General features: G+C 71.8%; 22 protein-coding genes and 1 pseudogene. 13 read left to right on the top strand and 10 right to left on the bottom strand.

The window, feature by feature from the left end; translation table 11 throughout:
• The first annotated feature begins 38 nt into the window (after positions 1 to 38).
• Positions 39 to 470: a pyridoxamine 5'-phosphate oxidase family protein gene (locus tag IU476_RS05145; protein WP_195096997.1), complete on the top strand. Its 432-nt coding sequence runs from the start codon at positions 39 to 41 to the stop codon at positions 468 to 470.
• 4 nt (positions 471 to 474) lie between these two features.
• On the opposite strand, the gene IU476_RS05140 is transcribed toward IU476_RS05145, so the two are convergent.
• Positions 475 to 993, bottom strand: a complete 519-nt coding sequence (locus tag IU476_RS05140; protein ID WP_324193871.1) for a DUF2599 domain-containing protein — start codon at positions 991 to 993, stop codon at positions 475 to 477.
• A gap of 155 nt (positions 994 to 1,148) precedes the next feature.
• Between IU476_RS05140 and IU476_RS05135 the strand changes: the two genes are divergently transcribed.
• From IU476_RS05135 to IU476_RS05125, 3 genes are all read left to right on the top strand, one after another.
• A complete protein-coding gene (locus IU476_RS05135; protein WP_195096993.1) occupies positions 1,149 to 2,237 on the top strand; it encodes a TerD family protein in 1,089 nt (362 codons plus the stop codon).
• A 35-nt stretch (positions 2,238 to 2,272) separates the two neighbouring features.
• A complete protein-coding gene (locus IU476_RS05130; protein WP_228823004.1) occupies positions 2,273 to 2,752 on the top strand; it encodes an HAD-IIIC family phosphatase in 480 nt (159 codons plus the stop codon).
• Between the two features lie 105 nt (positions 2,753 to 2,857).
• On the top strand, positions 2,858 to 3,727 hold the full coding sequence (locus IU476_RS05125) for an AraC family transcriptional regulator (protein ID WP_195096991.1): 870 nt from the start codon (positions 2,858 to 2,860) through the stop codon (positions 3,725 to 3,727).
• A 17-nt stretch (positions 3,728 to 3,744) separates the two neighbouring features.
• On the opposite strand, the gene IU476_RS05120 is transcribed toward IU476_RS05125, so the two are convergent.
• Positions 3,745 to 4,797: a helix-turn-helix domain-containing protein gene (locus IU476_RS05120; protein WP_195096989.1), complete on the bottom strand. Its 1,053-nt coding sequence runs from the start codon at positions 4,795 to 4,797 to the stop codon at positions 3,745 to 3,747.
• Between the two features lie 41 nt (positions 4,798 to 4,838).
• On the opposite strand from IU476_RS05120, the gene IU476_RS05115 reads away from it, so the two are divergent.
• Positions 4,839 to 5,786 carry an alpha/beta hydrolase gene (locus IU476_RS05115; RefSeq protein WP_228823003.1) on the top strand — a complete coding sequence of 316 codons (948 nt, stop codon included), beginning with the start codon at positions 4,839 to 4,841 and terminating at the stop codon, positions 5,784 to 5,786.
• Positions 5,787 to 5,892: 106 nt separating this feature from the next.
• Here IU476_RS05115 and IU476_RS05110 read toward each other — a convergent pair whose 3' ends face one another.
• Positions 5,893 to 7,608, bottom strand: coding sequence for a GMC oxidoreductase (locus IU476_RS05110; protein ID WP_195096987.1), 1,716 nt, complete (start codon positions 7,606 to 7,608; stop codon positions 5,893 to 5,895).
• A 177-nt stretch (positions 7,609 to 7,785) separates the two neighbouring features.
• Here IU476_RS05110 and IU476_RS05105 point away from each other — a divergent pair, with 177 nt between their 5' ends.
• The 4 genes from IU476_RS05105 (at position 7,786) to ligD (ending at position 12,414) form a co-directional block, all read left to right on the top strand.
• Entirely contained in the window at positions 7,786 to 8,499 is a 714-nt protein-coding gene (locus tag IU476_RS05105) for a TetR/AcrR family transcriptional regulator (protein ID WP_195096985.1), read from the top strand.
• Positions 8,500 to 9,053: 554 nt separating this feature from the next.
• Complete coding sequence (locus tag IU476_RS05100; protein ID WP_438943977.1) at positions 9,054 to 10,652, top strand: LCP family protein; 1,599 nt, start codon at positions 9,054 to 9,056, stop codon at positions 10,650 to 10,652.
• Between the two features lie 26 nt (positions 10,653 to 10,678).
• Positions 10,679 to 11,335: a transcriptional repressor LexA gene (lexA, locus tag IU476_RS05095; RefSeq protein WP_195096981.1), complete on the top strand. Its 657-nt coding sequence runs from the start codon at positions 10,679 to 10,681 to the stop codon at positions 11,333 to 11,335.
• A gap of 137 nt (positions 11,336 to 11,472) precedes the next feature.
• On the top strand, positions 11,473 to 12,414 hold the full coding sequence (gene ligD / locus IU476_RS05090) for a non-homologous end-joining DNA ligase (protein ID WP_228823001.1): 942 nt from the start codon (positions 11,473 to 11,475) through the stop codon (positions 12,412 to 12,414).
• Positions 12,415 to 12,461: 47 nt separating this feature from the next.
• Here the strand turns inward: ligD and IU476_RS05085 are convergent, their stop codons facing one another.
• Complete coding sequence (locus IU476_RS05085; RefSeq protein WP_195096979.1) at positions 12,462 to 13,748, bottom strand: alpha/beta hydrolase; 1,287 nt, start codon at positions 13,746 to 13,748, stop codon at positions 12,462 to 12,464.
• A 57-nt stretch (positions 13,749 to 13,805) separates the two neighbouring features.
• Here IU476_RS05085 and IU476_RS05080 point away from each other — a divergent pair, with 57 nt between their 5' ends.
• A complete protein-coding gene (locus IU476_RS05080) occupies positions 13,806 to 14,465 on the top strand; it encodes a helix-turn-helix domain-containing protein (protein ID WP_195096977.1) in 660 nt (219 codons plus the stop codon).
• Here IU476_RS05080 and IU476_RS05075 read toward each other — a convergent pair.
• The gene (locus IU476_RS05075; RefSeq protein WP_195096975.1) at positions 14,358 to 14,951 is read right to left on the bottom strand and encodes a TetR/AcrR family transcriptional regulator; all 594 of its coding nucleotides are present in this window, start codon (positions 14,949 to 14,951) and stop codon (positions 14,358 to 14,360) included. The two genes, IU476_RS05080 and IU476_RS05075, sit on opposite strands and share 108 nt — an antisense overlap.
• 68 nt (positions 14,952 to 15,019) lie before the next feature.
• Between IU476_RS05075 and IU476_RS05070 the strand changes: the two genes are divergently transcribed.
• Positions 15,020 to 15,859, top strand: coding sequence for an SDR family NAD(P)-dependent oxidoreductase (locus IU476_RS05070; protein WP_195096973.1), 840 nt, complete (start codon positions 15,020 to 15,022; stop codon positions 15,857 to 15,859).
• Between the two features lie 117 nt (positions 15,860 to 15,976).
• Positions 15,977 to 16,609, top strand: coding sequence for a hypothetical protein (locus tag IU476_RS05065; protein WP_195096971.1), 633 nt, complete (start codon positions 15,977 to 15,979; stop codon positions 16,607 to 16,609).
• Between the two features lie 15 nt (positions 16,610 to 16,624).
• On the opposite strand, the gene IU476_RS05060 is transcribed toward IU476_RS05065, so the two are convergent.
• The 3 genes and pseudogenes from IU476_RS05060 to IU476_RS37365 all read right to left on the bottom strand — a co-directional run.
• Positions 16,625 to 17,809 carry an NAD(P)/FAD-dependent oxidoreductase gene (locus tag IU476_RS05060; protein ID WP_195096969.1) on the bottom strand — a complete coding sequence of 395 codons (1,185 nt, stop codon included), beginning with the start codon at positions 17,807 to 17,809 and terminating at the stop codon, positions 16,625 to 16,627.
• Between the two features lie 78 nt (positions 17,810 to 17,887).
• Positions 17,888 to 18,742, bottom strand: coding sequence for a sigma factor-like helix-turn-helix DNA-binding protein (locus tag IU476_RS05055; protein ID WP_438943968.1), 855 nt, complete (start codon positions 18,740 to 18,742; stop codon positions 17,888 to 17,890).
• A gap of 4 nt (positions 18,743 to 18,746) precedes the next feature.
• Positions 18,747 to 18,833: pseudogene (locus tag IU476_RS37365) on the bottom strand (hypothetical protein); the annotation flags it as partial.
• Positions 18,834 to 19,047: 214 nt separating this feature from the next.
• Between IU476_RS37365 and IU476_RS05050 the strand changes: the two are divergent.
• A complete protein-coding gene (locus tag IU476_RS05050) occupies positions 19,048 to 20,073 on the top strand; it encodes an alpha/beta hydrolase (protein ID WP_195096968.1) in 1,026 nt (341 codons plus the stop codon).
• 55 nt (positions 20,074 to 20,128) lie between these two features.
• On the opposite strand, the gene IU476_RS05045 is transcribed toward IU476_RS05050, so the two are convergent.
• Together IU476_RS05045 and IU476_RS05040 are read right to left on the bottom strand one after the other, a co-directional pair.
• A complete protein-coding gene (locus IU476_RS05045; protein WP_195096967.1) occupies positions 20,129 to 21,469 on the bottom strand; it encodes a family 1 glycosylhydrolase in 1,341 nt (446 codons plus the stop codon).
• Positions 21,470 to 21,532: 63 nt separating this feature from the next.
• Positions 21,533 to 22,402, bottom strand: coding sequence for a bile acid:sodium symporter family protein (locus IU476_RS05040; protein ID WP_195096966.1), 870 nt, complete (start codon positions 22,400 to 22,402; stop codon positions 21,533 to 21,535).
• Positions 22,403 to 22,493: the final 91 nt, after the last annotated feature.

The raw sequence follows: 22,493 nt of genomic DNA, 5'->3' as shown, positions 1-22,493 counted from the left end.
TGCCGGGCGAGCGGCGGATCGGGCGGTACCGTGAGGGCATGGCATTGACCGCGCGCGATCGTGAACAGTTCCTGTCCGAGCCGCACATCGGCGCGCTGGCGGTCGCCGCCGCGCCCGGCCGCGGGCCGCTGACCGTGCCGATCTGGTACGACTACGTGCCCGGCGGCGAGCTGTGGGTGCTGACCGGCCCCACCTCCAAGAAGCTCGAACTCATCGAGGCCGCGGGCCGTTTCAGCCTGATGGTCGACCGCGTGGAGCCGACCGTCCGATACGTGACCGTCGAGGGCCCGGTCACCCGCGTCGTCCCCGCCGCCGACGCGGTGCACGAGGCGATGGTGCGCCGCTACCTGCCGCCCGACAAGGTCGCGGGCTACCTGAAATTCGCCGAGACGCTCGGCCCGCAGTCCGCGGTGTACATGCGCCCGCGGCACTGGCTGTCGGCCGACATGGGCGACCTCGACGACTTCTGATCCCTCAGTTGCCGACCGGATCCGGGCCGCCGGGATTGCAGCGCGCGCTCACCGTGCCCTGATATCCCAGCGCCGGACGCCACGGCTCGAGATTCCAGCTCGGCTTGTCCGGCGCGACCAGACGCGCCCACTCCCAATGACATTTGAACTGGTCGTACATGCCGGGGGAGTCGGCGTCGGGCACGGCGGCGACCACCTCGGCCCAGGCGCGGTCCAGCGCGGCGGGGAAGGTGTCGGCGCGCCCGGCCGCGCTGGGATACACGCGCAGGCGGCGGCCGTCGGGATCCTCGCTCCACTCGCTGCCCTCGATCAGCGCGCTGCCGGCGTACGGGTCCACCGTCGGCGGCCCGGCGGCGGTGGGCGGCGCGCTCGGCGCGGCCGGGGCCGGGGCGGTGGTGAGTGCCGGCGTGGTCGCCGGAACCGGTGCCGGGTCCGGATTCTCGTCGCCGGACCCGCACCCGGCGGCGGCGAGCGCGGCCGCCAGCACGCTCGCGCCGAGGACCGCCTGGACGCTGTGCCGCACCACCGCACTCCTGTCTGCTCGTGCCCGCCTCGCGCCCGACACCGTACCGCGCGGGCCGCGCCGCCCGGCAATTCGCTTGCTGCCGAGCCGGTTGCGGACCCGGCCGCGGCGCGCGGATCACCCGGAAGCGCCGCCGGGCAACGTACAGTGGACGGGTGGCCGCACAGCTGACCAAGGGACAAGTCGACCGCCTGGCCGTCGACGACATCGTGGTGTCGGTTCGTCACAGCGAGCCGATCGACATCTCGGCGCTGCTGCTCAACGCCGCCGGACAGGTGCGCAACGAGAGCGATCTGGTCTTCTACAACAACCCCGCCGGCCCCGGCACCCGCCTGAGCAACGAGCAGCCGAGCCTGTCGATCGCGCTGGCGCAGCTGCCCCCCGAGGTCGAGCACGTCCGGGTCACCCTGTCCCTCGAGGACGCCCAGGCCCGCTTCGGCGACTTCGCGCCCCCGCAGCTGCGCATCGACGACGCCGCGGGAAACCTGCTGTACGAGTACGTGATCGACGGCCTGGCCCAGGAATCCGCCGTCATCGCCTTCGACCTGGACCGCGCCGCCGGCGGCTGGCAGGTCCGCGTGCTCGGCCACGGCTACCCCGCCGGATTCGCCGCGCTGGTCACCGCGCACGGCGTGCCCATCGGCGGCGGCGAGGCCGAGAACTTCTACCGCGGACCGGCCGTGCTCGACCCCGGGCAGGAGGTGGCGCTCAACGAGATCCGCAAAGGCGACCTGTCGCTGGTGAAGATGGCCGTGGGCTGGGACCCGGTGAAGGTGCACGGCCCGCGCGGGCTGCGCGAACTCGAGATCGACCTGGACGCCTCGGCGCTGCTGTTCGTGGGCCAGAGCCTGGTGGACGTCGCCTTCTACCAGCAGCTCGCCTCCCGCGACGGCGCGGTGCGCCACTCGGGGGACAACCTCACCGGTGAGGGCAAGGGCGACGACGAGGTGATCACCGTGGACCTGGCCCGGCTGCCCCCGCAGATCACCGCGATGGTCTTCGTGGTCACCTCCTACGCCGGGCACACCTTCGAACGCATCCGCAACGGCTACTGGCGCATGGTCGACGGGTCCAGCAACGCCGAACTCGTGCGCGGCAACCTGCGCGGCGGCGGCCCGCACACCGCCATGGTGGTCGCCAAGGTCTACCGCGAGGGGGGCAGCTGGCGGCTGGCCTCGATCGGCGCGCCCATCGAGGCCGGGCACCCGGTGGAGGCCGTGCAACTGGTGTCGCCGTATCTGTAGACGCTGTGCCGGGAACACGAGAGCGTAGGGGCGAGATGACATCACCGGCTGTGAAATGCCTTGTGTGGGAACTGGACAACACGCTGTGGGACGGCGTGGTGTGCGACTCCACGAGCGGGACGCTGCGGCCCGACGCGGTGCGCGCGCTGCGCACCCTGGCCCGCCGCGGTGTGCTGCACGCGGTCGCCAGCCGCGGCGAATGGGCGTGGACCAGTGAGAAACTGCACCGGCACGGCCTGCACTCGGCGTTCGCCTCGGTCGAGGTCGGCTGGGGCCGCAAATCCGCCGCCATCGCCCGCATCGCCGACCGCCTGCACCTTGACCTCACCGCCGTCGGCTACCTCGACGCCGAACCCCTCGAACGCAGCGAGGTCGGCCACGCCCTGCCGCAGGTGCGCTGCTACGCCGCCCGCCACGTCGACGTCCTGCCCGCCCTGCAGGAATTCCGCGCCCCCGTCTCCACCACCCCGCCACCCACCTCCCCCATGGGTTTCGCGCACATCTCCGCGCACTGAGTCACGGGCCTGCCGCCCGCGCCGCAACCGATGATCGAATCGGACCGTAACGGTCGGGTGCGGGCGGGGTGTCCTCGGCCAGGGTGGACAGGGAAGGGAGGCCCGATGATCTCGGCACTCAACCGGCTCGTCGATCTGATCGAAGAGCACCTCACCGAGGAGTTCGATGTCGCCGCGGCGGCCAGGACGCTCGGCACGACCGAATACCATCTGCGGCGGATGTTCTCGTCGCTGGCGGGCATGCCGCTGTCGGAGTACATCCGGCGGCGTCGCATGACGGTCGCCGCCGCCGACCTGGTCCGCGACCGGGACGATCTGCTGAGCATCGCCGTGCGGCACGGATACGGCTCGACCGAGGCCTTCGGCCGGGCGTTCCGCGCCGTGCACGGCGCCCGTCCCAGCGACGTCCGCCGCGACGGCGGCCCCCTTCGCAGCCAACCGCAACTCAGGTTCCGCCTGACCGTCGAAGGGAACACCCCCATGGACACCCGCATCGCCGACCGCCCCGCCTTCCGGCTCGTCGGCCACGCCACCCGCGTCCCGCTCATCCACAGCGGCATCAACCCCCACATCCAGCAGCACATCGCCGCCCTGCCCCAGGAGGAACACCTGCGGCTGAAATCGTTGTCCGACACCGAGCCCGCCGGGCTGCTGCAGGTCTGCGACGACCTCGACCCCGACGCCACCGAGGGGAGCGAACTGACCTACCTGCACGGCGTCGCGGTCACCGGCGACACCCCGGTCCCCGACGGCCTCGACGCCATCGACGTCCCGGCGGGCCGCTGGGCGGTCTTCCGCACCGCCGGTCCTTACCCGCAGACCCTGCAGGACGCCTGGGCCGCCACCGCCACCGAATGGTTCCCCGCCAACCCCTGGCGGCTGCGCCCGGGTCCCTCGCTCGTCGCGGTCCTCGACCACACGGCCGAATTCACCACCGCCACTTGCGAACTGTGGCTGCCCATCGAACCGGCGTGACCCGCCCGCGCCGCGATTCAGCCGAGCCCCTGCGGCACGTCCGCCAGCAACCGCCACGCCGTGAGCGCGAGGCGGGCGCGCAGCAGGCCGGTAGGGGAGGTGAGGTCGATGGCCAGGGCCTTGCCCAGCTGATCGAGGCGGCGGGCGACGCTGCTGTGGTGCAGGTGCAGCAGCTCGGCGGCGCGGCGCAGTGAACCGGTGTCGCAGTAGGCGTCGAGGGTGTCCAGATCCTCTGCGCCGCACGACAATCGGGCCACGGCGGCGACATCGGGGTTGTCGCGCAAAGCCTCCGGGTCGAGCCGGGCGAGCAGGGCCAGACCGCCCAGCTCGGCGTGGGCGACGACGGGGCGGCGCGCGGTGGCGAAGCGCAGCGCGGTGCGGGCCTCGCGCCAGGACCGGTCGGGACTGCCGGGCGCGCCCAGTCCCGCGCGCACTCCCGCCGGGAACGCGGCCGGATCCACGGTCGTGGCCAGCACGACCCCCACGCCGCCGACCGGCGCGGCCTTCACCGGCCGCGCCGGGCAGATCAGCGCGCCGATCCGGTCCAGCGGCAGCGCCGACCGCACCGCGGCCACCCGCACCGGCAGGTCGGCGGCGAAACCGAGCAGCCGCAACGCCCGCGCCCGCGCCGCGTCGTCCCCGTCGGCGCTGATCACCAACTCGACCAGCGCCGGATCGGCCATCGTGGTGCGGGCCGGGCCGTAGCGCTCCACGACCGCCGCCACCGCCAGCGCGAACCGTTCCAGCAGCAACTCGTCGAGTCCGCGCGGCGCACCGGGACGCTCCAGCCACACCGTCCCGATCTCCTCGTCGTCGAGGGTGACCGCCACCGCCGACGACTCCCGCGCCGCGTCGCCGGCCGCGGCCCGGCCGTCGGGTCCCGCCCGCAGCACCCGGCCCGTGCCGTGCAGCCGCAGTCCCGCAACACATTCGGCCAGCCCCGCCGACGCGCGCGCCAGGCCGGCCAGATCCACCCGCCGCCGCATCAGCGTGTCGTAGAACTGCACGACCCGCAGCGCGCCCCCGGCTTGCGCGTCCAACTGCGACAGCCGCTCTACCAACGCCTCCATACCGGCACCCTATGCGCCGGACGGCGCGTGAACCAGGCCCGATGAGCGACGAATGGCGGATGACCGCGACGGGCGGCGCTGTGAGGATGATCGTCATGGATCCCGAACTCGAAGCCTTCCTCGCCCTGTTCCCCAAGGCCGAACTCACCGACCCGGTCGTCGCCCGCGCGAACTTCGCCGCCCTCGGCGCGGCCATCCCGGTACCCGACGTGCCCGGCCTCGAAGTCGAAAACCACACCGTCCCAGCAGATCCCGCCGTCCCGGTGCGCGTCTACCGCCCCCAGCACGCCCAGGGCGCGATCATCTGGCTGCACGGCGGCGGCTTCGTGATGGGCGACCTGGACACCGAGCACCCGTGGGCCACCCGCATCGCCGAGGCCGCCGGCGCGGTCGTGATCTCCGTGGATTACCGCCTCGCCCCGGAACATCCGTTCCCCGCCGCCTTCGACGACGTCTACGCGGTCCTCACCTGGGCCGCCGACCACGCCGCCGAACTCGGCTTCGACCCCGCCCGCCTCGCCGTCGGCGGGCACAGCGCCGGCGCGGGACTCGCCACCGGCGTAGCGCTGCGCGCCCGCGACGAAGGCGGCCCCGCCCTGTGCTTCCAACTGCTCAACCAGCCCTGCCTCGACGACGCTCAGCGGTCCTGGTCGGCCCGAACGTTCACCGACACCCCGTGGATGAACCGCGCCAAGGTCACCGCGCTGTGGGGCCACTACCTCGGCGGCGCGCCCGCCACCGCCTACGCCGCACCGGCGCGCGCCACCGACCTGTCCGGACTGCCGCCCGCCTACATCGCCAGCGCCGAATTCGACCCCAACCGCGACGAGAACATCGACTACGCGGTGCGCCTGCTGCACGCCGGTGTGCCGGTCGAACTACACCAGTGGCCCGGCACCTTCCACGGCTCCCAGGCGATCCTGTCCGCCGAGATCTCGCAGCGCCAGATCGGCGAACTCGCCGCCGTGCTGCGCCGCGCGCTGGCGTGATCGAGCCGTAAAGCGTTGCCGCCGAACAGCATCCGATGCGGTATTGCAGTCGATGCAAAATGGCGCGGTGGCCAGTCGCGGGCGCGATCTCGCCCGCGGCAGCGGCTCACGCGGTGTCGCGGCGGATCTCCACGATCGGCAGCACCAGCGCCGCCGGTGCCCCGGCGGGCACGACCGGATGGTGCGGGGCCACCGGCGCGACCCGCTCGTAGGGGCTGCCCTGCGGCGGCCGGGTGTCGTTCTCGCCCTTGTTCGGCCACAACGCGGCCGCCCGCTCGGCCTGCGCGGTGATGGTCAGCGACGGATTGACACCCAGATTCGCCGACACCGCCGCACCGTCCACCACGCTGAGCGTCGGATACCCGTGCACCCGGTGATACGGGTCGATCACGCCGTGCTCGGCGTCGGCGCCGATCACCGCGCCGCCGAGGAAGTGCGCGGTCAGCGGAATGTTGAACACCTCGCCCCAGGTGCCCCCGGCGATGCCGCCGATCTTCTCCGCCACCCGCCGGGTCACGTCGTTGCCGGCGGGAATCCAGGTCGGATTGGGTTGGCCGTGGCCCTGTTTCGAGGTCAGCTTGCGCCCGAACAGCCCGCGCTTGGTGTAGGTGGTGATCGAATTGTCCAGGTGCTGCATCACCAGGGAGATGACGGTGCGCTCGCTCCAGTTCTTCACCCGCAGCATCGACAGCAGCAACAGCGGATGGCGCAGCACCTCGAGCAGGAACCGCAGCCAGCGCGGCACCCGCCCGCCGCCGTCGACCATCAGCGTCTGCAGCAACCCCATCGCGTTGGAGCCCTTGCCGTAGCGCACCGGCTCGATGTGGGTGTCGGGGGTGGGATGGATCGAGGAGGTGATCGCCACGCCGCGGGTGAAGTCGCGCTCGGGATCGACCGTGCGGGTCGCGGCGCCGACGATCGACTCGGAATTGGTGCGGGTCAGCTCGCCCAGCCGCGGCGACAGCCCGGGCAGAATGCCCTTGTCGCGCATGGCGAACAGCAGCTGCTGGGTGCCGCGGGTGCCGGCGGCGAGCACCACGTGCCCGGCGGTGAACGAGCGCGGCGACTTGCGCCACCAGGCGCCGGTGCGCTCGGTGTCGACCTGCCACGACCCGCCCGCCAGCGGCCGCACCGCTGTCACCGTGGTCAGCGGAATCACCTGCGCCCCGGCCTGTTCGGCCAGATACAGGTAGTTCTTCACCAGCGTGTTCTTCGCGCCGTGCCGGCAGCCGGTCATGCACTCGCCGCATTCGAGGCAGCCGGTGCGGTCCGGGCCGACACCGCCGAAATACGGGTCGGCCACGCGCTTGCCGGGCTCGTCGAAGAACACCCCGACCGGGGTCTGCACGAACGTGTCGCCCACGCCCATGTCCTCGGCCACCTGCCGGAACACCTCGTCGGCCGGGGTGATGTGCGGATTGCGCACCACGCCGAGCATCTTGGTGGCCTGCTCGTAGTAGGGCGTGAGTTCCGCGCGCCAGTCGGTGATGTCGCGCCACTGCGCGTCGCGGAAGAACGGCTCCGGCGGCACGTAGAGGGTGTTGGCGTAGTTGAGCGACCCGCCGCCCACGCCCGCGCCGCCCAGGATCAGCACATCGCGCAGCAGGTGGATGCGCTGGATGCCGTAGCAGCCCAGTTTCGGCGCCCACAGGAATTTGCGGAGGTCCCAGCTGGTCTCGGGCAACTCCTCGTCGGCGAAGCGCCGCCCGGCCTCCAGCACACCGACCCGGTAGCCCTTCTCCACCAGTCGCAGCGCGGTGACGCTGCCGCCGAAACCGGAGCCCACGATGAGCACGTCGAAATCGGTGTCGGGCTGGGCCATCTGAAGCTCCTTGCTCGGTGTCGCCTGTGACGTTCCTAACGTTACTACCGAGTACATTACATGTGTCGCGCGGTATCTCTTAACTGCCCGAAGCGCTCACCAGCGCAATCGCCTTCCTGTAGTCGAGATCGGTGATCTCGTGTGTATGCACTGCTCTCGATATGGCATGGTGGACCCATGGCCGCCACGACCCCCCGGGCGCGGGCTCGCGCCCGCACCATGGAAGACATCGTCCGCATCGGGCGCGAACACCTGGCCGTGCACGGCGCGGCCGCGCTGTCGCTGCGCGCGGTGGCCCGCGATCTCGGCGTCGTCTCCTCGGCGGTCTACCGCTACGTCCGCAGCCGCGACGAACTGCTGACCCTGCTCGTCGTCGACGGCTACACCGAACTGGCCGACGCCGTCGACGCCGCGCTCGCCGAGGCGCCCGACGACCCGGCCGAGCGGCTGCGGGTGATCGGGCGCGCGGTGCGCGAGTGGGCGCTGGCCGAACCGGCCGGCTACGGACTGCTGTTCGGCACCCCCGTGCCCGGCTACCACGCGCCCGCCGAACAGACCGTCGCCCCGGGCGTGCGCGTCGTCGGCGCCCTGCTGACCGTACTCGAAAACGCCCACCGCGCAGGGCTTCTCACCGAGCCCGCCGCCGCGACGCCCGTATCACCCGTGCTGGCAGCCGATCTGACCCGCATTCGCGCGGAATTCGGCCTGACACTGCCGGATCGGGTGCTGGTGCGCGGCATGTCGCTGTGGACCGGGCTGTTCGGCGCGGTCAGCTTCGAGGTGTTCGACATGTACGGCGCCGACACCTTCTCCGACCGGGCCGAGGTGTTCGAACGCCAGCTCGACAGCTTGTGCGCGCTGGTGGGATTGGGCGACCCCGCCGCCGGGTAGCCGCCCGGTGATTGTGCATTACGGTCGCCGGTCGGGCAGGATGTCACCACCGACGAAGCGCTTTCTCAGCGTATCCACAGCACGATGGTGTGAAACTGTACGGCGAGATGAACGACGAAACCGAACCGATCCCGGTGGTGCCGGACCCGCGAACCGGTGGTCGCCACGCACGACCCGAGCAGCCGGCCGCACCCGATCGGTCCGGACGGGCCAGCGCCCCCGCACGCCGCGAGCCCGACAGCCCCCGCCGCCGTGCTGACTCCCCGCCGTCGAGCAGCGCTCGCGCCGCGCGCGCCGACGCCGCGCCGGGCGGTGGCCGCGACGCCCGCGCGGACTCGGTAAACCGCAGTGCCGCACGAGAACCCGGCCGCGCCACGGGGTCGCGAGCGCGTCGCGGGCGCAGCGAGGAACGAGGCTCGCGCAGCGAGGAGCGAGAACGCCCGGCAGGCACCGCGGCCACGCGCAGGGCCGCCGGGCGCGGCGGGAAAGGCGGCGCGAGCGCGGCAGCCGCGACCACCCGGCGCAGCCAGGCCGACGAGGTCGACCTGGCGAACCTGCCCACCGAGCAGTACGCCCCCGCCACCCCCAGCCGCCGATCCCGCAGAGCCCAGCGCCGTCCCAGCAAGGCCCAGCGCGCCGGGCAGATCGCCGGCCGGCTCCTCGCCGCCGCCACCGCCGTCATCGTGGTCTCGGGCACCGGTTTCGCCTATTACACCGAACGCAGCCTCGACCAGGGTTTCACCCGCTCCAACGTGATCAGCGCCGAGGACGCCGCCGCCCTCGACGGCGACCTGAACATCCTGCTGATCGGCCTGGACACCCGCAAGGACCAGAACGGCAACGACCTGCCCAAGAACATCCTCGACCAGCTGCACGCCGGCGACGGCACCGAGGGCGGCTACAACGCCAATTCCCTGATCCTGGTGCACATTCCGAAGGATCTGAAGAAGGTCACCGCCTTCTCCATCCCGCGCGACGACTACGTCGCCGTCAGCGGCATCCCCGGCTACGACCACGCCAAGATCAAGGAGGCGTACGGCCTGAAGAAGGCCTACGCCGAACAGAAACTCGAGAACCAGGGCGTCAAGGACAAGATCGAACTCGAGCACAAGGGCCGCGAGGCGGGCCGCGAATCCATCGTGCAGACCGTCAAGCAGCTCACCGGCGTGCCGATCAACCGGTTCGCCGAGGTCTCGCTCGTCGGGTTCTACGACATCGCCACCATCCTCGGCGGCGTCGACGTGTGCCTCAACGCGCCGGTCAACGACGAGTACTACTCCGGCGCGGTGTTCCCCGCCGGCCCCCAGCACCTCGACGCCGCCAACGCCCTGTCGTTCGTGCGCCAGCGCCACGAACTGCAGAACGGCGACCTCGACCGCACCCACCGCCAGCAGGCGTTCCTCACCTCGGTGGCCAAGCAGCTCAAGGACTCCGGCACCCTGACCAACGTCGGCAAGCTCCAGCAGCTGGTCAGCGCGGCCCAGGAGGACATCGTGCTCTCCGAGGGCTGGAACCTGCTGGACTTCGCGCAGACCCTCGGCAAGGCCGGCTCCATCCCGATCGAATTCCAGACCCTGCCGGTCAAGGCGTACCAGACCATCGACGGCCAAGAGGTCAACATCGTCGACCCCGCCGCCATCAAGAAGACCGTGCGCGCCGCGTTCGGCGTGCAGGCGCCCCAGCCCACCACTCCCGCGACCACGCCGACGAGCACCGTCGACGTCGTCAACTCCGGCGGCGCGACCGGCATGGCGGGCAAGGTCTCCACGGCGCTGGCCGCCAAGGGCTTCACCAAGGGCGAGGTCGGCAACGCCGCCGCCTACACCGACGGCTCCAGCTCGGTCGTCTACTACGGCACCGGCGCCGACACCGACGCCACCCAGGCCGCGGACCTGCTCGGCGGTCTGCCCGCCGCCCCCTCCAAGAACGTGCAGCCCGGCCACGTCAAGATCGTCGTCGGCGCCGATTTCGCCATGCCCGAGGAATTGACCGGCGGCACAACGCCTTCCGGCACCAGCGGCACGGGCAGCTCCGGTTCGACCGCGACCTCGGGCCTCTCCGCCGCGGGCGCCACCGGCACCGGCGAACCGTCCCCGGACTCCGGCAAACCGCTCACCACGAGCATCGGCTCCGACATCCCCTGCGTCAACTGAGCGCGGCGGTCTCCTACTATTTGCCGGTGACCGGATACGACGACGCGTTCGAGCACCTCGACACCTCGACCCTGCCGCCGCGCCAGCAGCGGATCCTCGCCACCATCCGCGACTGGGTGGTGCGCCACGGGTACCCGCCGAGCAGCCGCGAGATCGGCGAGGCGGTCGGGCTGCGCTCCACCTCGTCGGTGTCCAAACACCTGAAAGCGTTGGAGGACAGGGGTTTCCTGCGGCGCAGCGACAGCATGTCGCGCCCGATCGACGTGCGGCTGTTCCTGCGGGCCGCCGCGCCGCCCGAGCGCGACGAGGAGTCGGTCGCGGTCCCGGTCGTCGGCGACATCGCCGCGGGGACGCCCATCCTCGCCGCAGAGCACACCGACGACGTGCTGACCCTCTCGCGTCAACTCGTCGGCCGCGGAACGGTTTTCGGCCTGCGCGTGCGCGGCGACTCGATGATCGAGGCCGCCATCTGCGACGGCGACATCGTGGTCGTGCGCCGCCAGCAGGAGGCGCACACCGGCGACATCGTGGCCGCCATGATCGACGAGGAGGCCACGGTGAAGGTCTACCGCCGCCGCGACGGCCACGTCTACCTCGAACCCCGCAATCCCGCCTACGACGTCATCGACGGCGACCGCGCCGTCGTCCTGGGCAAGGTGGTCTCGGTCATGCGCCGCGTCTGACCCCCGCCCGCCAGCCGCCGAACACGCGCCGCGACCGGACCTGCCCGATGACAGGCGAACCGGTCGGTATCGTCCGTTGCGTTGTCGACCAGCGACGTTCGGGTTCGGGAAGGACCGGCGATGGCGGCGAGGCGGGCATGACGAGGCTGCCGCACTACGCGGCGATGCTGGCGACGGCGGGCGTGCTGCCCGCCGACGGCGCCCGCTGGAACTACGAGGTCAAATTCGACGGCATCCGCGCCCTCGGCTACGTCGGCCGCGAACTGCGGCTGCAGTCGCGCAACGACAAGGACATCACCCCCGCCTGGCCCGAATTGGCCGGTCTCGCACCGGGAGACCCGCCGTTCGTCGTCGACGGCGAGATCGTCGCGTTCGACTCCGGCGGCCGCACCTCCTTCGAAGCGCTGCAACCGCGCATGCACCAGCGCAACGCCGGCGCCATCCGCGCCCTCGCCCAGTCGGTCCCCGCCACCTACATGATCTTCGACCTGCTCCACATCGGCGACCGCTCCCTGATCGAACTGCCCTACCAGCAGCGCCGCGCACTGCTCGAACAACTCGAACTGCGCGGCCCGAGCTGGCAGGTGCCCCCGCGCCTGCACGGCGACCCCGCCCGCATCCTCGCCGAATCCGACCGCCTCGGACTCGAGGGCATCGTGTGCAAACGCCTCGACAGCCCCTACCTCCCCGGCCGCCGCAGCCCGCTGTGGACCAAGGTCAAGAACGCCCGCGACCAGGAAGTGGTGATCGTCGGCTGGCGGCCCGGCGCCGGCCGACGTGCCGGCCACATCGGTTCGCTGCTGATGGCCGCCCACGACGCCACCGGCACCCTCACCTACATCGGCAACGTCGGCACCGGCTTCACCCGGGCCATGCTCACCGACCTCCGCGACCGCCTGCGCCCCCTGCGCCGCCCCACGCCCACCGTCCGCGCCGACGTCCCCGACGCCGTCTGGGTCGAACCCGAACTGGTCGGCGAGGTCTCGTTCACCGAATGGACCAGCGACACCCGCCTGCGCCACCCCTCCTGGCGCGGCCTGCGCCCCGACAAGTCCCCGGATGAGGTCACCCTGCCTTGATCAGCGGGAACGACATCGGCGGCCACCTGCCGACCCTGCTGCGAACCTCACCGACGCCGCCCGGCCCACCACCACTTTCGCACGACACCCCGGCTCAGCCACGTCGCGAGGGCGTCGACCGCGGCCGGGTCGACGTGGTGCGGCGCTTGGTAATCCGCCGGACTGGAGGGCCCGCTGCCCGGGAAGAACAGGTGGTCGTCGGCCGGGAGGACCCGGATGGTCACCCCGGGCCTACCGGCCAGCCCCGCCCGCCACGCGGGCAGGTCGTCGGCCTCGGTGACCTGATAGTCGCGGCCGCCCTGCAATACCAGGATCGGCCGATCCAGCGCCGCCGCGGCGCTCACCTGGTCGAACTCGCGCAGGTCCAGCCAATAGGAGGCGGGCCAGCCGAAAAGCAGCTCGCTGCCCGGGGTTTCGGGGGAGAGGGCCGGATCCTCGGTCCGGGCGATCGTCTCGGCGGCAGCCGTCAGGTTCGCCGCCGCGTCCGGATCCAGACCGGCCAGATACCCGAAGGTGCGCTCCGCGGCGCGTGGCAGCGGCACCGTGTCCACCGCCAGCAGCGCCACACCCGCGATCGACGCGTCGGCCGCGGCGGCGCGGAGCGCGGCCTTGCCCCCGCCGCTGTGCCCGGCGAGGAAGACCCGGTCGGGGTCGACACCGGGCTGTCGGCGCAGCAACCGCACGGCGGCAAGCACATTCGGCAGATACTCCTCGACCATGGTGAAGCCGGGCCGGTGCTCCAGGTCGGTGTGCACGTGGGTCACCTTGTCGAACCGCAGCACCGCGACACCGCGGCTCGCCAGTCCCCACGCGAGGTCCTTGAACGGCTTGTTCGGCCCCACCGTCACGTCCCGGTCGCCGGCGCCGGAGGCGATCAGCACCACCCCGGGCACACCGCGGGCCCGCCGCGGCAGGGTCACAGTGCCCGGGACGCTGAGAGATTCGCAGTCCAGCGTGATCTCCCGCTCGGTGAACCGGCGCGGCACGGCGTAACCCGGTGGCTCCCAACCCGGTCCGGCCGGCGCGAGCCGCAGCCCGTGCAACCGGCCCGCGTCGTCGACCGAGACCCGGACCTCGAACCCGCCGCGCTCGCCGTGCACCGGCACGACCGCCCGGGTGCGGGCCTCGTCGAGCCGTTCGACGGCCACCGCGCCCACCGAGCGGATCGCACCGGCCTTCGCGCTCTCCCCGGCCCACCCGACCCGCACGGTGTCGGCGGACACGGCCGCCGCCAGCGCGGGCGCGAACAGCTCCGCGAGTTCGTCGAAACGCCCCGCGCGCAGCAGTTCCACCACGGTCGTCGCCACCGTCGCCGGATCGGCCTGTGTCGTCATCGCCCACAACCTTTCTCGTAATATGAGAAAGGTAGCAGGATATGAGAACATAGAGAAGTGGATGCCTTGGAGCTGGTCGCCCACCCGGCGCGGATGCGGATCGTGCACGCCTTGCGCGGGGGCCGCACCCTCACCACGGCCGAGCTGTGCACGCGGCTGCCCGGCGTGTCGAAGGCGATGGTGTACCGGCATGTGGAGGCCCTGGCCGCGGCGGGCATCCTGGAGGTCGCGCGGGAGCGGCGCGTGCGCGGCGCGGTCGAACGCCACTACCGGCTGCGCGCGGACCGGGCGGCGATCGGCGCGGAAGCGGCCGCGACGGCCACGACCGAGGACCATCGCCGGATCTTCGTCACCGCGATGACCGTCCTCATCGCGGAGTTCGGCTCCTACCTCGACCGCGAGAACGCCGATCCCGCAGCGGATCTCGTCGGCTACCGGCAGCACGCACTGTGGCTCGACCGCGCGGAACTCGAGCAACTCATCGTCGACCTGCGCCGCGTGATCGTGCCCCGCATGGCCCACGAACCCGCCCCCGGCCGCGGCCGATACCTGCTCAGCCCCATCCTCTTCCCGGTCGAGCAGCCGCCCCGCGCCGAACAGGACGCGCGCTCAGGCGCGCAGGACGGGGGAGAGAATGTCGACGAGGTGGTCGGCGTAGGCGGGGTCGAGGTGAGCGCCGCTGACCAGGAGCCGGTAGTAGAGGGCGCCGTAGAGTAGGTCGATCACGAGGGCGGGGTCGAGGTCGGGGCGGAACTCGCCCTCGGCGATGCCGGTGGCGAGCAGGTGCTCGACACCCGCTCGGCGGGGCTCGAGGAAGCGTTCGCGCAGGGCGGCGGCGAGTTCCGGATCGTGCTGGGCCGCGGCGACCAAGGCGACGAACGGGCGGCGGGCCTCGGGAGTGTTCATCAGTTCGGCGACGCGGCGGGCCTGGACGCGCAGGCGGGTGCGGGCGTCGCCCTCCTCGGGTGCTTCCATGCGCCCGGCGTAGGCTTCGGTGAACGCGTCCATCAGCACCGCGCCCTTGGTCGGCCACCAGCGGTAGATGGTGTTCTTGCCGACACCCGCGCGCGCCGCGATCTCGTCGACACTCAAACCCGGCAGGCCGCGGTCGCTCAGCAGTTCCAGGGCCGCGGTGAGCACCGCGCGGCGGGATCGTTCACTGCGCGGGCGCCCGGGTCCGCGGGCATCGTTCGGCTCGGCCATGGCACGAGTCTACACATTACGATACGATACGCTCCGTATCAGAAATAAACGCAGGTGAGGAGCTTGTCATGGACAACGATCAGGTATGGCTGGTGACCGGTGCGGCGTCGGGCCTCGGCCTCGCGATCAGCCGCGCGGTGGCCGCGGCCGGCGGCCGGGTGGCGGCCACCGCCCGCCGCCCCGAGCAGGCGCACTCCCTGCGAGACCTGGCGGCCGCGCACCCCGGCCGCGTCCTCGTGCTGCCGCTGGATGTCACCGAGGCCGACCAGGCCGCCGCCGCGGTGGCCCGGGCGGTCGCGGAGTTCGACCGGCTCGATGTCGTAGTGAACAACGCCGGATACGGAATCTTCGGCGCGCTCGAGGAGATCCCCGACGGTGCGGTGCGAAAAGTGTTCGAGACCAACGTATTCGGCTCGCTGAACGTCGTGCGCGCCGCGCTGCCGGTGCTGCGCGCCCAGCGCCGCGGGCACCTCGTGCAGATCTCCTCGGTCGCGGGCGTCGCCGCGCCGTCGCCGGGCCTGGGCCTCTACGCCGCCACCAAGTTCACGGTCGAGGGCATGTGCGAAGGCCTGGCCAAGGAGGTCGCGCACCTGGGCATCGGCGTCACCATCGTGGAGCCGGGCATGTTCGGCACCAATTTCGTTGCCGCACTGGACATCACCCCGGTACAGCACGCCGACTACGCCGACAGCGTGGCCGCGGCGCACGACCGCCTGGCCCGGCTCGACCCCGGCGCCTACGGCGACCCCGACGAGGCGGCCCGCCGGATCCTCGCCGCCCTCGACTCGCCCGCCCCGCCGCTGCGCCTGCCTCTCGGCGACGACGCCGTCACGGCCATCCGCGCCACCCTGACGAGCCGCCTCGCCGCCCTCGACACCCGGACCCCCGCGCCCGTGACGGCCGGCTGACCCGGGACCTCCGATACTTCTCGGCGAGACCGAATCGCGGGACGCGGTGCGACCGCACGACGCGGCGCGCGGCGGTTCTTAAGCGTCTTGCAAGGCCGCTCGACTACACATCCAGCCATGTCGTATCCGCACCACCAGCAGGGGCCCCACCCGCAGATGCCGCCCGGCGGGCACCCGCAGTATCCCGGTTACCCGCCGCCGCAAGGCTATCCGCCGCACGGCTATGCCCCCCCGCCGCCCGGCTACCCGCCGCCGCCCGGCTATCCGCCCGCACCGCAAGGCTATTCGTCCCCGGCCGGTGGAGCCCCCGCGCTGGCGGCGGGTGTGCTGTTCGGGCTGTGCGCGCTGCTGTGCTTCGTGTTCGCCGTCCCCGGATTCGACGGGGTGAAACCGAAAACCGCGACCCGCCTGGCCGCGCTGATCGGCCAGGCGTTCTCCGAACACACCACGCGCAACATCGATTTCGGGGTGTCGGCGACCATGACCGTCGGCTGCACGACCGCCCTGCTGGCGATCCTGCTCGCGTGCCGGTTCGGATTCGCTCGCTGGATCATGGTCGCCGTGGGCACGATCGTCGTCTTCTACTACGTCTACGCGCTGGTGAAGATGATGCGGCTCGACGCACCACCCAAGTTCTACGTCTGGATCGTGGTCGCGCTGCTGCTGTGGACCCTGGCCGTGGCCGTCGCCCTGCTCCCGATGACCGGCCGCGCCATGCGCGGCTACCGCCCGCCCACGGCCTGGGGCTGAACCGGCCCGGCGGGGTCACCGCACGGCCGGCTGCTCCGCGGCACCGACCGGCACGAGGCGGCGGCGTCGGCTCGGCAGCATCATGGTCGGGTGGGACACGCTCCACGCCGCGCTCGCGCAGATCAGTTCCTTCACGCGCGCGCCGAACCGGCCGGTGAACACGGTGGAGGTGGGCTGGTCGGCGTGGGTCACCCGCTGCACCACGGCGTCGCGGCGGCCCAGGCTGACGCACTGGAAGGCGTAGCCGATCGGCTTCTCCCGCACCGGGCCGCCGGTGAGCCGCGCGGCCAGCGCGTCGGCCGCCTGCCAGGCCATGGGAGTCGCTGTGGCACAACCCATTCGCAGAATCGCGCCGTCCGGCCCGGGCGCGTGGGCGGCATCGCCGACGGCGTACACGTCGGGATGCGAGACCGACCGCAGGGTGCCGTCCACGACGACGCGTCCGCTCTCCGACACCGCCAGGGTGCTCGCGGCCGCGATCGGATGCACGGCGAAACCCGCGGCCCACACCGTCAGTGCGGCCGGGATCGAACCGGTCGCGGTAACCACGCGGTCGGGCTCGACGCGACGGACGTCGGTGTGCTCGCGCACGGTGACGCCGAGCCGGTCGAAGGCGCGGCGCAGATGCCGCTGGGCCTTGTCGCCGAGCCAGTCGCCGACCCCGCCGCGCGCGGCGATCGTAACCGCCAGGTCCGGGCGCGCCTCGGCGATCTCGGCCGCGGTCTCGATGCCGGTCAGGCCGCCGCCCACGACCACCACGGCCGCGCCGGAAGCCAAGCGGCCCAACTCTTCCCGCACTCGCAGCGCGGCCTGCTTGCCGGCGACGTGGCGGGCGTACTCGGCGACACCGGGCACGCCGTGGTCGGCGACCGTGCTGCCCAGCGCGTAGACCAGGGTGTCGTAGGTCAGCGTCTCGGGACCCTGCTCGGCGTCGAGGGCGACCGTGCGACGGTCCACGTCGATCGCGGTCACCCGCGCGATACGCAACCGCACCCCGGTACCCGCGAAGGCGTCGCGCAGCGGCCGCTCGGGCAGGTCCTGCCCGCTCGCGAGCTGGTGCATCCGCACCCGCTCGACGAACTCGGCGTGGGCGTCGACCGCGACGATCTCGACGTCGTCGCGGTGCAGGCGGCGGGCGAGGCGTCCGGCGGTGATGGCTCCGGCGTATCCGGCCCCGAGGACGACGATGCGGTGGTTCATGGCTGGCTCCTTCTGTTGGGCTCACCTCCTGAACCGGACAGCCCCGCGAAGCCTGACAGAACCGCACTGTGAAGTGGGTCACCAGACCGCGTCGAGCGGACGATGCGGCCCCGACGCCGCCCACCGGCGCGTGATCCGGGCCAGCTTGTCCGGATTGACCTGGATGCGCAGCGCCGCCACGCCCGCGGCCGACGCGTCCAGGCACAGCAGCCCGTAGACCCGGCCGTCCACCTCGATCAGCACCGCGGGATCACCGTTGGCCTCGACCGCGTGGAAGGCGACCGCGCCGGCGACATAGGCGCGGCGCTGCTCGGTCGGCCGGAACAGCCCGCGCACGTACCGCGCGACGGCGAGCGCGCCCGCCACCGGAGTCTTGCGCGCCGGAATCCGGCCCCCGCCGTCGGCCACGCCGACCGCGTCGCGCGCGAGCAACCGGACCAGCGGCTCGGTGTCGCCGCTCAGCGCCGCGGCGAGGAATTCCTCGACGAGCTCGCGCGCGGCGACCGCGTCGACCTCGGTGCGCCGCCGCCCGCCCGCGACATGCTGCCCCGCGCGCCGATAGAGCTGCTGACAGTTCGCCTCGGTCAGGTCGAGCATCTCCGCGATCTCGCGGTGGGTGTACCCGAACGCCTCGCGCAGTACATACACCACCCGCTCGTTCGGCGACAGCCGCTCCATCAGCGTCAGCATCGCGAGCGACACCGATTCGCGCTGCTCGACGGTGTCGACCGGGCCGAGCATCCGGTCCCCGGCCAGCACCGGCTCCGGGAGCCACTGCCCCACATAGGTTTCGCGCCGGGCCCGTGCCGAGGTGAGCTGATTGAGGCAGATGTTGGTGAGCACCTTGGTCAGCCACGCCTCGGGCGTCTCGATGCGGTCCCCGGTCGGCGGCGTGCCAGCGCAGATAGGTGTCCTGCACCGCGTCCTCGGCATCGCCGGCCGAACCCAGCAGCCGGTAGGCGATCGCCTCCAGGCGGCCCCGGGCGCGCTCGAACAGATCGGCCTCGTGCGTACTGAGTGACATCACGCCATGGTCGATCATGCGCCCAGGTCACGTCCACTCCCGGGACCGTGCGGGGTCGACGGCCCGGACTTCGGTCCGACGCACCGTCGTAGTGATCGCCAATTGATAGCTGCTGAACTACAGTCCCTTCGGTACGGAAGTTGTCCGGATGCGGTAATCGGCTACGGAGGCGCACGTGGCGGTAGCGAATCGAATCGGAACAGCCCTGGCCGCAATGGCTCTCGCGGCTCTGTCGACCGCGGTGAGCGCGGGCCCGGCGACGGCGGACACCGGCGACCCGGTGATCTCCTCGCGCAGCCTGCTGGCCGACCCCCGGGCCGCCGACGGCTCCTACATCACCAAGGCCACCGTCCAGGACGACCGCAATATCCGCCTCTACGTGTACTCCGCGGCCATGGACGACACCTTCCCCGTCGACGTGCAGCGCCCCGCCGACGCCTCGGTGCCGCGGCCGGTGCTGTACCTGCTCAACGGCGCCGGCGGCGGCGAGGACGCGGCCACCTGGGACCAGCGCGCCCCCGACGCGCTGCGGTTCCTCGCCGACAAGGACGTCAACGTGGTGCAGCCCATCGGCGGGGCGTGGAGCTACTACACCGATTGGCGCGCACCCGATCCGGTGCTAGGGGTGAACAAGTGGAAGACCTTCTTCACCGAGGAGCTGCCGCCCCTGATCGACGCCGCCCTGGGCACCAACGGGCTCAACGCCATCGCGGGCCTGTCCACCTCGGGCACCTCGGTGCTGCAACTGCCCATCGCCAAGCCCGGGCTGTACAAGTCGGTCGCGGCCTACAGCGGGTGCGCGCAGATCTCCGATCCCACCGGCTACACCTTCGTCAATCTCGCGGTGAACGTGTGGGGCGGCGGCAACACCGACAACATGTACGGCCCGCAGCACGACCCGATGTGGGCCGACAACGACCCGTACGTGCACGCCGACCAGCTGCGCGGGCTGAACCTGTTCATCTCCAGCGGTTCCGGGCTGCCCGGCCAGTGGGACGGGATCGACGGCCCCTACACCCTGCCCGGCGTCGGCGGCTGGGCCAATCAGCTCATCGTCGGCGGCGTCATCGAGGCCGCGGTCAACTACTGCAGCCATAACCTGCAGGGCAAGCTCGACGCCCTCGGCATCCCCGCCACCTACGACTTCCCGCCCACCGGCACCCACTCCTGGGGCTACTGGCACGACGCGCTGATCAAGTCGTGGCCGGTGCTGGCCAAGGGCCTGGAACTGCCCGCCTGAGGCAGCGATACGACGAAGCTCGGGGCCGCGAGGGTGCCCCGAGCTTCGTCGTGTGTCAGGCGCCCGCGGGTTCGGGGTCCACGGTGACCGGCTCGTCGCAACTGGCGGGCGGGTCGACCTGGGAGCACTCCACCGGCGGGCGGGTCGGGCGGTAGCCGGCCGGGACACCGCCGGAGCGGGTGAGCGCGGCGTAGGCCTCGACGGCGTCGGTGGGGTGGCGGGTCAGCGTCGGGTCGTGCTCGGCGTTGACGGTGTAGAGGCCGAAACGCGGTGCGTAACTGCCCCATTCGTAGTTGTCGGTGAGACTCCAGTAGTTGTAGCCGCGCACATCGATCCCGTCGGCCCGGGCGCGCTGCAACCAGTACACGGTGTCGCGCAGATGGTCGACGCGGGTGTAACCGTCGGGACGGGGCTTGCCGTTGTCGGTGGGCATGCCGCTCTCCACCACGTACAGGGGCTTGTCGGGAAACAGCCGGGCGTAGTGGCGCAGCGCGTAATAGATGCCCTCGGTCTGCAGCGGCAGCTCCCACATCTCGGGGGTGCCCGCGGAGGTCTCGCCGTCGGCGCTGTGCCGGTCGGGGCCGAAATAGTAGTCGACGCCGAGGAAGTCGAGTTTGTCGGCGACCAGGTCCACGAACGGCTGATTCACCTCGGTCTCCACCCCGGGCACGTACCCGAGATTGCTGGTGACCTGCGCGCCGGGCTGGTTGTGGTGGATGGTCTCGTAGATCTCGTTGTGCGCCTGGGCCAGTCGCTCCCGCATGAGCGGCTCCTCGCCCGGTCGCAGCGCGCCGATGCGCAGCTCGGTGGTGATGTAGGCGGCCGGTTCGTTGATCGTCACCCAGATCGGTTTGCGAGAAGCGAAGCGGTTCACCACCTTCCGGGCGTTGGTGAGCCAGTCCTCGACCATGCCCGGGTTGCGCCAGCCGCCGCGATCGGCCGCCCAGCCCGGATACACCCAGTGATCGAGGGTGATCATCGGCCGCATGCCGTAGGCGATGATCTTGTCGACCATCCGGTCGTACACCTGGAAGGCGTGCTCGTCCCAGCCGTCCGGGGTCGGCTGCACGCGCGCCCACTCCACGCTCATCCGGAACACCTTCACCCCGAGCCGGGCGGCGTGGTCGATGTCGTCGGTGTAGAAGTCCAGGAACCGCACCGAGTCGTGGTAGTCCTCGACCGCGCCCGAATCGATGTAGCGGCTCCAATTGCTGTCCGGCACAGCGCCTTCGGATTGGAAGCCGGACGCGGCGACGCCCCAGAGGAAGTCGTTGCCCAGCGGTGGCAGCGCACCGGCCTGCGCGGCCGGCGCCATCCAGGTCAATCCCGGCACCAGCATGGCCGCGACGGCGGCGGCAGACGCCGCCAGGGCGTGGCGGCGATTCGACTGTCGCATTCCAGAAATCGTAGCTGCGCGATTGCTGAAACCCCGTCGGCCGGTCGGCGTGTCGGCGGGAGGTCAGGCGGGGACGGGTGCGCGGCGGGCGCGCCGGGCGAACAGGGCCGCGGCCACCCCGGCGGGCACGTTCATCAGCACCCCGTACACCGCCGCGGGCACGGCCATCGCGGAATCGTGCAGCACCGAGGTCGCCACGGCGATGGCCAGCGCGCCGTTGTGGATGCCGATCTCCATCGCCGCCGCCACGGCCTGATCGTCCTCGACCCCGAACAGTCGCGCCGCGAAGTAGCCGATCAGCAGCCCGAAGGTGGCCAGCAGCAGGCACACCGCCGCCAGCGCGCCGACATTGTCGGTGAGGGTGTCGAAGTCGCGGGCCACCGCCGCGACCACCACGAACGCCAGCACCGCGATCGAGAGCACCTTCACGCCGCCGCGGCGCCGGCGCGACCACTCCGGGAACCGGTGGTGCACCCACATGCCGAGCGCCACGGGAATCAGCACGATCGCGAACACCTGCGCGAATTTGTCCGGCCGCAGCCCGATCCCGGCGTCACCGTCGCGGTAGAGCGCGTAGGACAGACCCACCACCAGCGGCAGGGTGAACACCGCCAGCACCGAGTTGACCGCGGTCAGGGTGATGTTGAGCGCCACGTTGCCGCCCGCGAGGTGGCTGAACAGGTTCGCCGACGGGCCGCCCGGCGACGCCGCGAGCAGCAGCATCCCCGCCGCCACGGCCCCCTCCAGCCCGAACAACCGGATGAGTCCCACGCACACGACGGGCAGCAGCACCATCTGGCACACCAGCGCGACCGCGACCGCCCGCGGATACCGCAGCACCCGCGTGAAGTCGCCGAGGGTCAGGGTGAGCCCGAGCCCGAACATCACCAGCGCCAACGCGAGCGGCAGGAACACCGCGAACAACGAACCCACGCCTACTCCTCGTCTGCACACACCGGTCGCGCCCGGTCGGACCGACCCCCGACCCTAGTGATCGGCGACCGGTGCGGCGAGCGGAAAGCCG

This window comes from Nocardia blacklockiae (assembly GCF_015477355.1).
GTDB classification, from domain to species: domain Bacteria; phylum Actinomycetota; class Actinomycetes; order Mycobacteriales; family Mycobacteriaceae; genus Nocardia; species Nocardia blacklockiae.
Note: the sequence above shows the minus strand (reverse complement) of the source record. Positions and strands in the feature narration are given on the sequence as shown.

Bases quoted from the DNA above. Each gene is read 5' to 3' on its own strand.
- IU476_RS05075 (WP_195096975.1), bottom strand. From the start codon at position 14,951: ATGGCCGAGCCGAACGATGCCCGCGGACCCGGGCGCCCGCGCAGTGAA.
- IU476_RS05110 (WP_195096987.1), bottom strand. From the start codon at position 7,608: ATGGCCCAGCCCGACACCGATTTCGACGTGCTCATCGTGGGCTCCGGT.
- IU476_RS05105 (WP_195096985.1), top strand. From the start codon at position 7,786: ATGGCCGCCACGACCCCCCGGGCGCGGGCTCGCGCCCGCACCATGGAA.
- IU476_RS05085 (WP_195096979.1), bottom strand. From the start codon at position 13,748: ATGACGACACAGGCCGATCCGGCGACGGTGGCGACGACCGTGGTGGAA.
- IU476_RS05060 (WP_195096969.1), bottom strand. From the start codon at position 17,809: ATGAACCACCGCATCGTCGTCCTCGGGGCCGGATACGCCGGAGCCATC.
- IU476_RS05145 (WP_195096997.1), top strand. From the start codon at position 39: ATGGCATTGACCGCGCGCGATCGTGAACAGTTCCTGTCCGAGCCGCAC.
- IU476_RS05120 (WP_195096989.1), bottom strand. From the start codon at position 4,797: ATGGAGGCGTTGGTAGAGCGGCTGTCGCAGTTGGACGCGCAAGCCGGG.
- ligD (WP_228823001.1), top strand. From the start codon at position 11,473: ATGACGAGGCTGCCGCACTACGCGGCGATGCTGGCGACGGCGGGCGTG.
- IU476_RS05065 (WP_195096971.1), top strand. From the start codon at position 15,977: ATGTCGTATCCGCACCACCAGCAGGGGCCCCACCCGCAGATGCCGCCC.
- IU476_RS05070 (WP_195096973.1), top strand. From the start codon at position 15,020: ATGGACAACGATCAGGTATGGCTGGTGACCGGTGCGGCGTCGGGCCTC.
- IU476_RS05045 (WP_195096967.1), bottom strand. From the start codon at position 21,469: ATGCGACAGTCGAATCGCCGCCACGCCCTGGCGGCGTCTGCCGCCGCC.
- IU476_RS05130 (WP_228823004.1), top strand. From the start codon at position 2,273: ATGACATCACCGGCTGTGAAATGCCTTGTGTGGGAACTGGACAACACG.
- IU476_RS05050 (WP_195096968.1), top strand. From the start codon at position 19,048: ATGGCTCTCGCGGCTCTGTCGACCGCGGTGAGCGCGGGCCCGGCGACG.
- IU476_RS05115 (WP_228823003.1), top strand. From the start codon at position 4,839: ATGAGCGACGAATGGCGGATGACCGCGACGGGCGGCGCTGTGAGGATG.
- IU476_RS05125 (WP_195096991.1), top strand. From the start codon at position 2,858: ATGATCTCGGCACTCAACCGGCTCGTCGATCTGATCGAAGAGCACCTC.
- IU476_RS05055 (WP_438943968.1), bottom strand. From the start codon at position 18,742: ATGCCGAGGACGCGGTGCAGGACACCTATCTGCGCTGGCACGCCGCCG.